Annotated in this window: 13 protein-coding genes; 9 read left to right on the forward strand and 4 right to left on the reverse strand. The window is 38.6% G+C overall.

Annotation, left to right across the window (positions count from 1 at the left end; genetic code table 11):
* Positions 1 to 88 precede the first annotated feature (88 nt).
* Positions 89 to 1,228, forward strand: coding sequence for a cation:proton antiporter (locus MKY27_RS06450; RefSeq protein ID WP_339198716.1), 1,140 nt, complete (start codon positions 89 to 91; stop codon positions 1,226 to 1,228).
* A 63-nt stretch (positions 1,229 to 1,291) separates the two neighbouring features.
* Here MKY27_RS06450 and nhaC read toward each other — a convergent pair whose 3' ends face one another.
* Both nhaC and MKY27_RS06460 read right to left on the reverse strand, forming a co-directional pair.
* Positions 1,292 to 2,674 carry a Na+/H+ antiporter NhaC gene (gene nhaC / locus MKY27_RS06455; protein ID WP_339198719.1) on the reverse strand — a complete coding sequence of 461 codons (1,383 nt, stop codon included), beginning with the start codon at positions 2,672 to 2,674 and terminating at the stop codon, positions 1,292 to 1,294.
* 164 nt (positions 2,675 to 2,838) lie between these two features.
* On the reverse strand, positions 2,839 to 3,525 hold the full coding sequence (locus MKY27_RS06460; RefSeq protein WP_339198721.1) for a phosphoribosylaminoimidazolesuccinocarboxamide synthase: 687 nt from the start codon (positions 3,523 to 3,525) through the stop codon (positions 2,839 to 2,841).
* Between the two features lie 175 nt (positions 3,526 to 3,700).
* Here MKY27_RS06460 and MKY27_RS06465 point away from each other — a divergent pair, with 175 nt between their 5' ends.
* Positions 3,701 to 4,123, forward strand: coding sequence for a universal stress protein (locus MKY27_RS06465; RefSeq protein ID WP_339198724.1), 423 nt, complete (start codon positions 3,701 to 3,703; stop codon positions 4,121 to 4,123).
* Between the two features lie 52 nt (positions 4,124 to 4,175).
* Here the strand turns inward: MKY27_RS06465 and gdhA are convergent, their stop codons facing one another.
* The gene (gene gdhA, locus MKY27_RS06470) at positions 4,176 to 5,543 is read right to left on the reverse strand and encodes an NADP-specific glutamate dehydrogenase (protein ID WP_339198727.1); all 1,368 of its coding nucleotides are present in this window, start codon (positions 5,541 to 5,543) and stop codon (positions 4,176 to 4,178) included.
* A 171-nt stretch (positions 5,544 to 5,714) separates the two neighbouring features.
* Between gdhA and MKY27_RS06475 the strand changes: the two genes are divergently transcribed.
* From MKY27_RS06475 to MKY27_RS06485, 3 genes are read left to right on the forward strand one after another with little or no spacing between them, the layout of a single operon-like run.
* Positions 5,715 to 6,173, forward strand: a complete 459-nt coding sequence (locus MKY27_RS06475; RefSeq protein ID WP_339176582.1) for a DUF188 domain-containing protein — start codon at positions 5,715 to 5,717, stop codon at positions 6,171 to 6,173.
* Positions 6,174 to 7,502: a D-serine ammonia-lyase gene (locus MKY27_RS06480; protein WP_339198729.1), complete on the forward strand. Its 1,329-nt coding sequence runs from the start codon at positions 6,174 to 6,176 to the stop codon at positions 7,500 to 7,502.
* A 14-nt stretch (positions 7,503 to 7,516) separates the two neighbouring features.
* The gene (locus MKY27_RS06485) at positions 7,517 to 7,867 is read left to right on the forward strand and encodes a DUF4181 domain-containing protein (protein ID WP_339198731.1); all 351 of its coding nucleotides are present in this window, start codon (positions 7,517 to 7,519) and stop codon (positions 7,865 to 7,867) included.
* A gap of 40 nt (positions 7,868 to 7,907) precedes the next feature.
* Here the strand turns inward: MKY27_RS06485 and MKY27_RS06490 are convergent, their stop codons facing one another.
* Positions 7,908 to 8,729 (reverse strand): phytoene/squalene synthase family protein, encoded by an 822-nt coding sequence (locus tag MKY27_RS06490; protein WP_339198733.1) that lies wholly within the window; start codon positions 8,727 to 8,729, stop codon positions 7,908 to 7,910.
* A gap of 390 nt (positions 8,730 to 9,119) precedes the next feature.
* Between MKY27_RS06490 and MKY27_RS06495 the strand changes: the two genes are divergently transcribed.
* The 4 genes from MKY27_RS06495 to MKY27_RS06510 all read left to right on the forward strand — a co-directional run bounded on the left by MKY27_RS06495 (position 9,120) and on the right by MKY27_RS06510 (position 13,535).
* The gene (locus MKY27_RS06495) at positions 9,120 to 9,251 is read left to right on the forward strand and encodes an RAxF-45 family protein (RefSeq protein ID WP_339175964.1); all 132 of its coding nucleotides are present in this window, start codon (positions 9,120 to 9,122) and stop codon (positions 9,249 to 9,251) included.
* Positions 9,252 to 9,348: 97 nt separating this feature from the next.
* Positions 9,349 to 10,962 carry an ABC-F type ribosomal protection protein gene (abc-f, locus tag MKY27_RS06500; RefSeq protein ID WP_339198735.1) on the forward strand — a complete coding sequence of 538 codons (1,614 nt, stop codon included), beginning with the start codon at positions 9,349 to 9,351 and terminating at the stop codon, positions 10,960 to 10,962.
* Positions 10,959 to 11,399, forward strand: a complete 441-nt coding sequence (locus MKY27_RS06505; RefSeq protein WP_339175966.1) for an ASCH domain-containing protein — start codon at positions 10,959 to 10,961, stop codon at positions 11,397 to 11,399. Before abc-f ends, MKY27_RS06505 begins: the two co-directional genes overlap by 4 nt.
* Positions 11,400 to 11,630: 231 nt before the next feature.
* On the forward strand, positions 11,631 to 13,535 hold the full coding sequence (locus tag MKY27_RS06510; protein WP_339198736.1) for an LTA synthase family protein: 1,905 nt from the start codon (positions 11,631 to 11,633) through the stop codon (positions 13,533 to 13,535).
* Positions 13,536 to 13,880: the final 345 nt, after the last annotated feature.

The raw sequence follows: 13,880 nt of genomic DNA on the forward strand, positions 1-13,880 counted from the left end.
TTAAATTAAATAACAAGTGCAAGACAAGGTGGAGCCATAGTCAACTATGGCACTGCCTTGTCTTTTTTTGCATTGAAAGGGGAAATTTATGTTTATTTTACAAATTGTGCTAGTTTTATTTGCTACAAAACTTGCTGGCCATCTTGCTGCAAGATTAGGGCAACCATCTGTACTCGGGAAAATTATCGTAGGTATTATTCTGGGTCCTGCATTACTTGGTTGGGTACATGATACTGAACTTTTAACTGTATTCAGCCAAATAGGTGTTTTACTGTTAATGTTTTTAGCGGGGCTTGAAACCGACCTTCAGGAAATGAATAGAAACAAAAAAGCGGCAATTTATGTTGCTTTAGGTGGTATTCTCCTGCCTATTATTTTGGGTTATGCAGGATCGCAATATTATGGGTTGTCTGTAGGGGAATCCATCTTTATTGGGTTATTACTTTCTGCAACTTCTGTCAGTATTTCGGTACAGGCATTAAGGGAGCTTGGCTGGCTGAATAGTAAAGAAGGTTCAACATTACTTGGAGCTGCGGTATTGGATGATATTGTAGTTGTCATTTTAATCGCAATTGCGATGAGTTTCTTTGCCGGGTCAGATACGAATATCGGTTTATTAATAGGTAAGAAAGTATTATTCTTTGCGATATTAATTGTACTGGCAAAATGGTTTATCCCACACTTTATAAGAACATTCAAGAAATTTAGAGTTACTGAATCGATATTGAGTGCAGGGTTGATTATTTGTTTTGGTTTATCATATTTTGCAGAATTCCTGGGTATCGCTGGTATTATCGGTGCTTTCTTTGCGGGTATTGCCATTGCACAGACAGAATATAAAGAAGAAATTGAGCATAAGGTTGAGCCGATTGCATACGGGATTTTTGTTCCGTTCTTCTTTGTTAGTATCGGATTAGCAGTTTCATTTGATGGAATCGGAGAACAAATCGGGTTTATTATCGTATTTTCAATCATTGCGGTTGTATCCAAATTCGTTGGTTCCGGATTCGGTGCGAAATTAGCCGGATTCAATACGAAATCCTCGATGGGTGTTGGAGCTGGAATGGTTTCCCGAGGCGAAGTTGCCCTAATATTAGCTGCAATGGGGCTTGAAGGAGGACTTCTTCCAGGTAATTATTATACATCGATAATTATTGTAATTATCGTAACAACAATTGTGACACCGCCTCTGCTTAAAGCAATTTTCGGGAAGAGAATAGCCGTTTAGATAGATTTTAATTCAAATATAATACGAAAAAACCTGCTCGTTCTAAAATGAGCAGGTTTTTAATTAATTCTTGCTGATTTTTGTAATCGTAATATTCAACCAGCCAAATAAAATCGTTATGATGGGACTTAACAGACAAAAGAAAGCGAATGGTAAATAGTCAATAACAGGAACATTCAATGTCGAGGCAATGAACAGACCGCACACACTCCAAGGAACAAGCGGGTTGATGACAGTACCTGCATCCTCAATTGTACGTGCCATATTTTTCGGATGGAGGTGAAGTGCTCTGAATTTATCCTTAAAAGCCTCACCGGTTAATAACAGCGATAAATACTGCTCGCCGATCGTTACGTTAATACCGATTGCGGTAAAAGCTGTTCCCGTAATAACCGAACCAACCGATTTCAACTGATTTTGCAGTGTCTGCAGCAATGTTTGAATGATTCCTAGTGCAAACAGGAGTCCGCCCATTGAAAGAGACAGGACAATTAAAATAATCGTAAACAGCATACTGTTCATTCCGCCACGTGACAATAATGAATCAATTGCTTCGACACCGGTATTCATTGAATAGCCGTTATACAAAATCCCGAACAATTCGTTCAATGGGATCGAGCTGTGGAAGTATGATAGCAAGATGCCTGATATCGCACTAATTGCCAGTGTAGCAAGACTCGGCAATTTAAAAATCGTGCAGACAATTAAAACGACGAGCGGAATAATCGCATACCAATGTATTAAATTTGTCGCAAGTAATGTTTCTTTAAAACTTGTAATAAGCTTTGTGTTCATATTTTGACTGCTCGGTGAAATCCAAGCATAGACAACGAGCGAAATGGTAAATGCAGGTATTGTCGTGTACATCATATTTCGAATATGCGTAAATAAGTCGATACCGGCAACAGTCGCAGCCAAGTTTGTTGTATCGGATAACGGGGACATTTTATCCCCAAAAAAGGCTCCTGAAACAATTGCACCTGCTGTAATAGCAAGTGAAGCATCTATAGAATTGCCGACACCCAGCATTGCAATACCAACTGTTGCAACGGTAGTAAGCGAACTGCCGATCGCTGTGCCGATAATGCTCGTAATAATGAACACCACAGCATAAAAAAAGCTAGCAGAAATAATGGATAAACCTATATAGAGTAAGGTAGGAATTGTACCGCTTATTAACCAGCTACTAATTAAAACACCGATTAACAGAAAAATATAAATCGCGCCGATACTAGTTGTAACAGAAGTAATCATACTTTGTTCCATAACTCGGTAAGGTAATTTTCGCATGAAACCATAAATAAATAGAACAAAGATGGCTATTAATATCGGAATATGCGGTACACTCCCGAGTTTCATAATGCTATAGGAGATGAGTGCAATAATAAATAAAATTAAAATAAGTGCTTCAATAAAATGTGGTTTTACATGTTGTTTTGCATTCATGATGATTAGACCTCGCTCTACAGTTTCGCGCTTCAACGCGTTGAAGTACAAAAGTAAGTGTAGCATTTTATTAAGAAAAAAGGAAGAGGAAAAAGTGAAAGGGACATACCGGATAACCCGAAATGTCCCTCTACAGCTGGATAATAAGCAAAAAAATATTTAAATTATTCAGCAAGCATAATCTTTTCTAATTGTAATGGTTCAATATATGTATCGCCTTGATATGCACGCATATTACCGCCTGAAATTTCATCAATAAGTAAAATTTCACCTGTTTTTGCATCGCGGCCAAATTCCAACTTTATATCATAAAGTGTTAATCCTTTTTTCTCTAACTCTGCTGCAACAAACTTTGAAATTTCGATTGTACGTTGTTTCAAAATTGCATACTCTTCATGAGTCAAAATATCAAGCATTGCAAGTGCATCTTCAGAAATAGGAGGATCCAGGCGTTCATCGTCCTTAATCGTCACTTCCACAAACGAATCCAAATCCTGACCTTCTGTTGCATAAGCGCCATAGCGACGTAAAAATGAACCGACTGCTTTAAATCGGCAAATTACTTCCAAACCTTTACCAAAAACTGTTGCCGGTTTAACCGTCATTGTCGCTTCATCAAAATTTGCCTCAACATAATGTGTCGGTACATTTAATTCATTTAATTTAGAGTAAAAGAAAGAAGTTAGTTTCAAACCTGCAAGGCCAGCCCCATCAATTGTTAAGCCGACTGTGTTTGCACCCGGATCAAAAACCCCGTTTTCACCTGTTACGTCATCTTTGAATTTCAGTAAATATAATTCGTTTTCAAGCTTGAATACATCCTTTGTTTTACCTGTATAAATTAATTCCACGTGAGATACCTCCAATAGTAATTTCAAATTCATTATAACACGAATGATTTTATATTAATAACATAAAAATGTTCGTATTCTGAAGAAAGACGTCTAACCTTAAGGGGATTGTGCCCTTTGTTTACAATGTAATGGTAACATTTGTTATAATAATTTTAGACAAGGAGTGATTTAGATGCTAAAAACGTATAAAAATATTGTTGTGGCAATAGACTTTTCGGAAAAAGCAAAAGTAGCTTTTGAGCGTGGCATGAACGTTGCGCGATTGACGGATGCGACATTGAATCTAGTGAGTGTAATTGATACACATTCATTCGGCTCAGTGGAAGCATATGATTTAAAGTATGCAAAGGCCCTCAAGGAAAAAACTCTTGATCAGTTAAAGGAATACAAGGTTATAGCGGAACAGGCCGGCGTTAAGCATGTACAAGTATACGTTGAAGAAGGATCGCCGAAAGCGGTATTGACGAGCTTGACAGATGCCGATTTAATCATTATCGGAGCAACCGGTTTAAACCGTGCAGAACGCTTCTTACTCGGCTCTGTATCGGAGAATGTAGTTCGCAGTGCCAATTGTGATGTTCTCGTAGTACGTTAAAAAAATAAACCCGCAATACTCCTTGTTCAAAGGGGATTGCGGGTTTTGTTAATTAATATACGCCTTCTACAAGCATACCGTTTGCTACTTTAATGAAGCCGGCAATGTTTGAGCCGACAACTAAATTGCCTTCATAGCCATATTTTTTCGCCGCATCCGAACTTTCTTTGAAAATTGATTTCATAATACCGTGAAGTTTTTCATCAACTTCCTGGAAAGACCAGTAGTTACGGCCGGAATTTTGAGCCATTTCAAGTGCAGATACAGCAACACCGCCTGCATTTGCTGCTTTACCAGGGCCGAATAAAACATCGCTTGCTAAAAACTCATTGATTGCATCTAAATTCGATGGCATATTTGCACCTTCTGCAACGACTTTCACGCCATTTGCAATTAAAGTACGGGCCTGTTCACCGTTAATTTCATTTTGAGTTGCACATGGAAGAGCGATATCACATGGAATTGTCCAGATGCCGTCACAGCCTTCTGTATAAATAGCATTTGGACGATAATTTACATATTCTTTAATACGCTTCCCTTCAACTTCTTTTAACTGTTTTACAATTTTTAAGTTAATGCCTTCCGGGTCGTAAATGTAGCCTGCAGAGTCGGAGCAGGCAACAACTTTTGCTCCAAAGTGCTGAGCTTTTTCAATTGCATAAATCGCAACATTACCAGAACCTGAAACGACAACCGTTTTTTCGTTAATTGAAAGTTTTGCGTCACGTAGCATCTCTTCGACAAAGTATACTAAACCGTATCCTGTTGCTTCTGTACGTGCCAATGAACCGCCATAGCCAGGTTTTTTACCAGTTAAAACACCTGCTTCATATGCACCGCGGATGCGCTTGTATTGGCCCCATAAATAGCCGACTTCGCGTGAACCTACACCAATATCTCCGGCCGGAACATCGACATCCGGACCAACATAACGGTATAATTCTGTCATGAATGCTTGGCAGAAGCGCATAATCTCTGCATTTGATTTACCTTTTGGATTAAAGTCGGAACCGCCTTTACCGCCGCCGATCGGTTGACCAGTTAAAGCATTTTTGAAAATTTGTTCAAAGGCTAAAAATTTCATAATCGATTCGTTTACAGTAGGATGGAAGCGTAAACCACCTTTATATGGCCCGATAACGTTATTATATTGAACACGGTACCCGCGGTTTACTTGTACTTGGTTTTGATCATCTTGCCAAGCTACACGGAAAGAAATAATTCTGTCCGGCTCAACGATACGTTCTAAAATATTATGTTGAATGTATTCAGGATGTTGTTCGAATACAGGTACTAAAGAAAGGAAAATTTCTTCTGCTGCTTGCAGGAATTCCAATTGATTTGAGTTTTTTGCTTTTAATTTTTCAAACACACCATCAACATATTGCTGTGCGTTACTCGTTGTTGTCATTGTCGTCATGTTAATACCCCCAAATGGATTAATAAGTATACATTAGTATGAATTATCAAACAATTCAATTATATTTTATGTAACATCACTATGTAAAATCGGTGTTAAAAAAGAGAAAACGTTTTCATATATTATATTGATATATTAATTTGGAGTTGCTTTTGGAAAGGATGATGAACTATTTTACAACTATTAATTGATGCAGATGCATGCCCAGTTGTTGATTTAGCGCTGTTTATTTCATCTCGATATGAGATAAGACCAATCTTATTCTGCGATACATCACATCGTATCGAACGAGATGGTGCAAAAACAATTATTGTCGACAAGGGACCAGATTCGGTCGATTTTAAGCTTCTAAGTGTATTAAACCGAGGAGATATTGTTATAACAGGTGATTATGGCCTTGCTGCGATGTGTATAGCAAAAGGTGGAATTGTAGTCAATCACAATGGGAAAGAACTGACGTCTGACAATATAGATCAGCTGTTGGCTTTTCGATTTGAAAGTGCGAAAATAAGACGTGCAGGGGGACGTACAAAAGGCCCCAAAAAACGCACGGAAGAAAATAATTTGGCTTTTGAAACAAAATTTCGACAAATTTGTGAACGTGCGATTTTTGAGAAGGAGGAATCATAAATGAATCAGCAAATCTTGAATTTAGATGCATTAAAAGAGCGCTTTCCGTTAATTGAAAAGCTGCAATCCGAACAATATGTGTTTTGGGAAAATGAAAATGTAGCAAAGGAAAGGCAAGTATCAGAACTCGTAACACCTGAAATGATTCAAGACGCCGAAAGCAGATTGAAGCGTTTTTCTTCTTATATAAAGGTCGCATTTCCGATTACGAAATTTTCAGACGGCATTATTGAATCGGAACTAAGAGAAATTGCCGCGATGAAAAAACTTATCGAAGGACGACGCGGTTTTAACATTCCCGGAAAGTTAATGCTTAAATGTGATCATGCATTACCGATTGCCGGTTCGATTAAAGCGCGAGGCGGTATATATGAAGTGTTGAGCCATGCCGAAAAGCTGGCAATTAATGCAGGTATGATAACAGAGCAGGATGATTACGCTAAATTCCATAGTGAAGAATTCCGGAAATTTTTCAGCCAATATAAAATTGCGGTCGGGTCAACCGGCAATTTGGGGCTAAGTATCGGTATTATTAGCGCACAGCTTGGTTTTCAGGTAACTGTCCATATGTCAATCGAAGCAAAAGAGTGGAAAAAGAAACTGCTGCGTGAAAAAGGGGTGGAAGTTATCGAATACGAATCCGATTATACTTCTGCCGTGGAACACGGGCGCCAAGTAGCGGAACAAGATCCTGCTTGCCACTTTGTTGATGACGAAAATTCAATCGATCTGTTTTTAGGGTATGCGGTAGCGGGTTCACGCCTGAAAGATCAGCTTCAGCAAGCGAAAATTAAAGTCGATGCAAATCATCCGTTATTTGTTTATCTGCCTTGCGGGGTAGGGGGTGCCCCTGGAGGGATTGCCTACGCTTTAAAGCAAATTTACGGCGAACATATTCATATTTTCTTTGCGGAGCCATTTGCATCACCGTGTATGCTGCTAGGTTTGATGACGGGGATGCATGATAAAATCAGCGTGAGTGATATTGGTTTGTCCAATAAGACGGAAGCTGACGGATTGGCGGTAGGGCGTCCATCACGTTTTGTCGGAACATTGATGGAATCCGTAATAAGCGGATGCTATACTGTGGATGACAGCTTCTTATTCAGAAGTTTAAAAGGTATGTATGAGACGGAAAACATTTTTATGGAACCTTCAGCACATGCAGGTGTTTATGGGCCGATTGAATTAATGATGCAGGGGACTTCATATATACAAAAGCATGGGCTTCAAGATAAAATGAAAAACGCCACACATATTATTTGGTCGACAGGCGGCGATTTAGTGCCTGAAGAATTACGACAGCAGTATTTACAATCAGAGATATAGAAGGGAAGTAGCTTGTGTTAATTGTAATCGTCATCATCGCTTTTTTTGGAGCAGGTTTACTCGATTTAAACCTGCGTAAAAAATATAACATCCCAAAAAACGAAAAATTTATGGATCAGTATGTGGGGATTTGGCATTTATTCCTGGAAATCATCCTATGTTTCATGTTTTTATCGTATGTAACTATGAATCTATTTGACCAAAAAACATTATATTCTGTATTGTTTGCGTTCATTATGATTTTGTTTATAATCCGTGGGCTATTGGAATTTTGGTTAAGAAGAGAAAAGCGTCGTCATATAATTTCATTTACTTATGTCGTGCTTTGTGCCATCTGCAGTATCGCAATCGGCGTTATTATGTAAAAAAGAAGTGTGTCGGGGGAAAACCCCCAACGCACTTCTTTTAGTCTACCTGGATTTCTTCTACTGTTGCTTCCACTTCTGAGCGGGACATTTTTTCCCGTCCTTCTCGCATTGCCTGTAATGTTTTATGGGCCAATGCTAATGGCAGTTTGCAGAACAGTTTGATTGTCCGTTTATCTAAATCCTTCATATAAAGGTCGGCTTTTGCCAAGTTTTCCTCGGCATATGCAAATAGTTCAGCACGTGTCCAGCCATCAGGAACGAAGCTGACACCACGCTCATCCAAATCTTCCTGTTCATTTCGTAAAATGTTTACTGCCTGCAAGCCACGACCATAGCCAATTGCCAGTTCACGGTCGGTTTTCGTGCCGGCACTCCATTCCCAAAGCTCCGAAAGCATGACTCCGACCAAACCAGCCACATAGTATGTATAGTCGTCCAAGTCTTCCTTCGTATGCACCTGCCAATTTGCAAGGGCCCATTTTGCCATACCTTCCGCCATTTCGCTCGTCGCAGAAGTGACAATCGGAAACGCCCCTTGAGGACAAACTTCCAGCCAGTCAGCAAGTCGCAGTGTCACTTCAGGCATTTTGTCCTTTACAGGTGCCAGCGCTTCAAGATAAGCAGTATTATCAAAGGCAGGAGCTTTCAGTAATTCCGCAACTTTTAATAATATCACATTTTTTATTTCATTGGAAACATCTTCATGATCTTCAATTTCATCAATTGCCCGCATCGCTAAATAGGCAGCAGCAACCGTTAATTTTAATTCTTTATCTAAAAAAGTAATGGGGATATAAAATGTACGGCTCGTCTCTTTTAAAACGCGCATCGCATCTTTTTGTAAAGCTTTGTTCGACATAAGGAAAACTTCCTCCATTCTAAATTGCATCCACTACCTATCGTATCGCAAATTCGTGAAAAGGGAAAATAAAAGTTCCGGCTTTTAAGAATTTGAGGTGGGGAATGAAAAGGGATGAAAAGAGGGGTATTAGAACAACCTGGGCTAAAAAGTGGAACAGGTAGAGCGAAAGGTAGAATGTTCGAGTGTGAAAGTGGAATTTTGCACACAGAAAGTAGAACGAATTCATAATAAAGTAGAAAGTGCATGGAGAAATAGAGCATCGAGTATCAAAAATGGAACAATGCGAAAAGCAGAACACCACCCAAAAAACACACGCATTTCCATTATGTACACATTTATTGAAATATGGTAATATTAGAACAATTCAAATGGACGGAGGTGAAAGGAATGAAAAAGTTAGCGATCGCGACAGGTGTAAAGGTGGATACAGCTATGTATTTTGCACGTGTCATTACTTTTAAATTTGGGTCTAACGGGATAGGTGTGTCCTTTTTTAGACAATTTAAAAATAATGCGTAGCTAATTAACTTCATTCTTTTCACCAATACTGAAAAGGCTGCTCTTGTTAATGAGCAGTCTTTTTGTTTTTTAGCTGCGCCGGTGGAGGCGTAGAAATATGCAGTTGAAAGCAGAAAACATAACGAAAATTATCGGTGGCAACACCATTTTTAAGGAACTTTCTTTTGAAGTGAATGCCGGTGAACGGATCGCGATTGTCGGTCGTAACGGCAGCGGGAAAACGACATTATTTAAAGTGCTGGCAGGTATTGAACAGCCGGATGAAGGCCGAATTATCATATCGAAAGGTCAAACTGTCGGCTATTTGCATCAGATTCCTCAATATACGGATATATCGGTTTTTGATGTACTGTCAAAAGCATTTGCTGAACTACATGATATTAAAGAGCGGCTGACTCAGTTGGAAACGAGGATGGCAACTGAGTTATCCGACAAAATTTTAAATCAATACGGCGAGCTGCAGGAGCACTATTTAGCAAAAGGTGGCTACGAAATTGAAGCGAAAATTGCATCGATTGCCAATGGACTTGAAATTACAAAATTATTGGAACAACCTTTCCATGCGCTTAGCGGCGGGGAAAAAACTAAAGTAATGCTCGCTCAAATTTTACTGCAGCAGCCGGATATTCTGCTGCTGGATGAACCGACAAATCACTTGGATCTTGCTGCAACACAATGGCTGGAAGACTACTTGCAATACTTTAAAGGTACCGTTGTTGTGATTTCTCATGACAGGATGTTTTTAAATAAAACGGTTCAGTATGTGGCTGAAATTGAAGACGGTCAGATCTGGAAGAGCAAGGGAAACTATGATCAGTACATTAAAAATAAAGAGGCAAAAATAGCCCAGCAGTTTGCGGCATATGAAGAGCAGCAAAAAAAGATTCAGAAGATAAAAGAGGCGATTCGCCGATTACGGCAGTGGGCGAATGAAGCATCTCCTCCGAATCCCGATCTATACCGCAAAGCGAAAGTAATGGAAAAGATGCTGGCTCGAATGGAAATTGTCAAAAAGCCGAAAACCGAGCGCCAGATGAATTTGCAGCTCAAGACGCAAGACCGGACAGGAAAAGAAGTATTTATGCTGAAAAACATTTCCCACGGATTTGAACAGGACTTCTTATTTATGGATGTTCAGTTATCGGTACAGTTTCAAGATCGGATTGCGATTGTCGGGAATAACGGAACAGGAAAATCGACGTTATTAAAAATTCTATTGGGGGAACTGACACCGGTTGATGGCGATGCTAAACAGGGCAGCAATTTAAAAATCGGTTATCTTGCACAGCAGTTTGACCAATTTAACGGCAAGCAGCGTCTTATTGATGCATTCCGGGAGCAGGCATCGTTAACGGAATACGATGCGCGGCATATGCTCGCCCAATTTTTATTTTACGGACATGATGTATTTAAAAGAGTGGACCAACTAAGCGGCGGGGAAAAAATGCGACTTCGACTGGCTCAATTAATGGTTCAAAAATGCAATGTACTTGTATTGGATGAGCCGACGAACCATCTTGATATTGAATCGAGAGAAGCGCTTGAAGAAGCATTGGAGAACTTTGAAGGAACTATTCTCGCGATTAGCCATGACCGTTATTTTCTGCAAAAGCTATTTACGAGAACGGCATGGCTGGAAAATCAGCAGCTTACCGTTCATGAAGGTCCATTTGAATGGGCACAGTCGAAACAAAGGGAGTTAGGCAAATGAATCAAATCGAAGCATATTGGCGGTATTTTTGTGTTTCTGAAGGTATGAAAAATATTCGTTATAAGGAAGCGTTTCAATTCGGTGAAAAGGCGGATTGGCTTGCAGGACTTGTTGTAGACGGTACTAAAACAGCAACTTGTTCAAGCTATCCGTTATATGAACTCGAAGGAGAAAATTTACCGGAAGTCGGGGATTACCAAATTGTATTAAATAGTCTCGATGTACCAGTTGCGATTATCCAGTCCTATTCTATTGATATTTACCCGTTCAATGAAGTGCCAATAGATTTTGCACTTGCAGAAGGAGAAGGTACTTATGAGCAGTGGAAGGAAGCGCATATTGCATTTTTTAGTAAAGAACTTTCTAAACAAGGCCTGGAATTTACCGAACAAATGCTAACAGTGTGTGACCGCTTTAAAAAAGTTTTTCCTAAATAAAGATTAGTAAACTAAAGCATGAATAGCTAGACTTATACAAAATGGAGAAATTTGCTTACGCAAACCTCCATTTTTTCACTGTTTTCGTTCAATATCAACAGTCCTTGGCAACAATTGCTATCGAAATTCGTTACATAATAGTTGCATAGGTTAATGTTTTTTTGATATATTGATTCTTGTTTTTCTAAATAAAAAAAGGAAAACGTCATGAATAGAAAGAGTGATTACAAGGTGAAAAACTTAGTAAAAAATAAAAGCTTAGTAAACAATTTTCTCGGGATTTTCGTTCTTGCTGTTTTAATGCTTTGGGCGAAAACCTACATTACACAAGTAACGCAGTTTAAGTTGGGCGTAGAAGGACCACTCCAGCAGTTTCTTTTATTAATTAACCCATTAGGTTCTGCGGTACTATTTTTAGCAGTTGCTTTCCTGTTTAAAGGAAAAAGAAAGCTGACTGCATTGATCATCATCTATACTTTGATGACATTTCTATTATTTGCAAATGCTGTATATTATCGTTTCTTCAGCGATTTTATTACGCTTCCAACAGTTTCTCAAACACAAAACTTTGGGGATTTGGGCGGCAGTGTATTAACATTATTAAAACCAACTGATTTATTATTTTTTGTAGATATTTTTGTATTGATTTATATTCGTTTTTCAAAGAAAATTAATTTCCAATCCGGTAAAATCGGATTCAAAATGCCTGCAGCAGTTATAGCGGCGGCAATTGTATTATCTATTGTCAACTTGCAATTAGCGGAAGCGGACCGCCCGGATTTATTGAGCCGTGGCTTTGACCGCAGTTATATTGTGAAATACTTAGGTATGTACAATTATACAATCTATGATTCAGTTAAAACGTATGAGGCATCTGCAGAACGTGCTTCGGCAGACAGCAGTGATATTGCGGAAATTATTAACTATACTAATTCATTTTCTGCTCAGCCAAACGAGAATTACTTCGGTAAAGCAAAAGATATGAACGTGATTTATTTGCATCTGGAATCTATGCAGTCATTTTTAATCGATTATGAACTTGATGGCGAACAAGTAACACCGTTTTTAAACTCATTAGTTAATAACGAAAACACGATGTATTTCGATAACTTTTATCATCAAACAGCACAGGGTAAAACATCCGATGCTGAATTTATGCTAGAAAATTCATTGTTCGGTTTACCACAAGGTTCTGCCTTTATTACAAAAGGTCAAAATACGTTTGAAGCCGCACCGTCATTATTAAAAGACTATGGCTATACGTCTGCTGTGTTCCACGGGAATAACGGCAGCTTCTGGAACCGAAATATTATTTACAACCAATTTGGCTATGACGAGTTTTTTGACGAAGGTTCTTATGATACAACCGATTCTAAAAACATGGCAGAGTACGGTTTAATGGATAAGCCATTCTTCGAGCAATCGGAAAGCTTGCTTGAAACATTGCCAGAGCCGTTCTATACAAAATTCATTACGGTTGCCCATCACTTCCCGTACAAGATCGACCAGGATTTAACGACGATCGGTAAGGCGACAACTGGCGATACAAGTGTCGATAATTATTTCCAGACAGCTCGATACGCCGATGAAGCGATTGAAGAGTTCTTTGCGTACTTAAAAGAATCCGGTCTTTATGAAAATACAATGATCGTGATGTACGGTGACCATTACGGTATTTCCGATAACCACAATAAAGCGATGGAACAAATTATTGGTGAAGAAGTTACACCTGTTGTGAACGCTGATTTACAGCGTGTACCGTTGTTTATTCATGTACCAGGCATGGAAGAAGGTGGCGTAAACCATACGTATGGCGGCCAAATTGACCTTCTTCCGACAGTACTGCATTTACTTGGTGTAGAAACGAAAAATAATATTCATTTTGGGACAGACCTTCTTTCTGAAGAACATAGCGAAATCGTTCCGTTCAGAAACGGTAATTTTGTCAGCCCGACGATTTATTCATTGGACGGCAAATATTACGATCCGAAAACAGGCGAAGCGCTTGATGAATCAAAACTAGAGACAGCAGATAAATTAAAAGCGATGGTAGAGGAAAAACTTCACTATTCCGACAAAGTCGTAAATGGGGATTTATTGCGCTTCCATTCCACAGACGGAAGTATAAATGATTAATTAAAACTGTATAAAATTAGATATATATTCACAGGCATCATCTTATTTGATTAATTCAAATGGATGATGCCTTTTTATTATTATTTGAAAAATATTTATAAAAAATTTAGATGAAAAAAATACTTTTCAAATTAAAAGGAAATAGGGAGGGAACTCTATCTGATTCATAATAAATTACTGTCATATAAGAAGGTCGGTTTACATATGAAACCATATATTTAACCTGTTAAATATCCGCCTTAATGATATGTTAACTTATACTGAAATTTTAAGTGAAATTGAAAATTGTTATTAGAACAATAACAATTTATGGAGTAAGGTCGAATTTTACTATTTGAAAGTACT

Source organism: Solibacillus sp. FSL R5-0449 (assembly GCF_037975215.1).
Lineage (GTDB): Bacteria > Bacillota > Bacilli > Bacillales_A > Planococcaceae > Solibacillus.

Bases quoted from the DNA above. Each gene is read 5' to 3' on its own strand.
- MKY27_RS06450 (WP_339198716.1), top strand. From the start codon at position 89: ATGTTTATTTTACAAATTGTGCTAGTTTTATTTGCTACAAAACTTGCT.
- nhaC (WP_339198719.1), bottom strand. From the start codon at position 2,674: ATGAATGCAAAACAACATGTAAAACCACATTTTATTGAAGCACTTATT.
- MKY27_RS06465 (WP_339198724.1), top strand. From the start codon at position 3,701: ATGCTAAAAACGTATAAAAATATTGTTGTGGCAATAGACTTTTCGGAA.
- gdhA (WP_339198727.1), bottom strand. From the start codon at position 5,543: ATGACGACAATGACAACAACGAGTAACGCACAGCAATATGTTGATGGT.
- MKY27_RS06480 (WP_339198729.1), top strand. From the start codon at position 6,174: ATGAATCAGCAAATCTTGAATTTAGATGCATTAAAAGAGCGCTTTCCG.
- MKY27_RS06490 (WP_339198733.1), bottom strand. From the start codon at position 8,729: ATGTCGAACAAAGCTTTACAAAAAGATGCGATGCGCGTTTTAAAAGAG.
- MKY27_RS06495 (WP_339175964.1), top strand. From the start codon at position 9,120: ATGAAAAAGTTAGCGATCGCGACAGGTGTAAAGGTGGATACAGCTATG.
- abc-f (WP_339198735.1), top strand. From the start codon at position 9,349: ATGCAGTTGAAAGCAGAAAACATAACGAAAATTATCGGTGGCAACACC.
- MKY27_RS06505 (WP_339175966.1), top strand. From the start codon at position 10,959: ATGAATCAAATCGAAGCATATTGGCGGTATTTTTGTGTTTCTGAAGGT.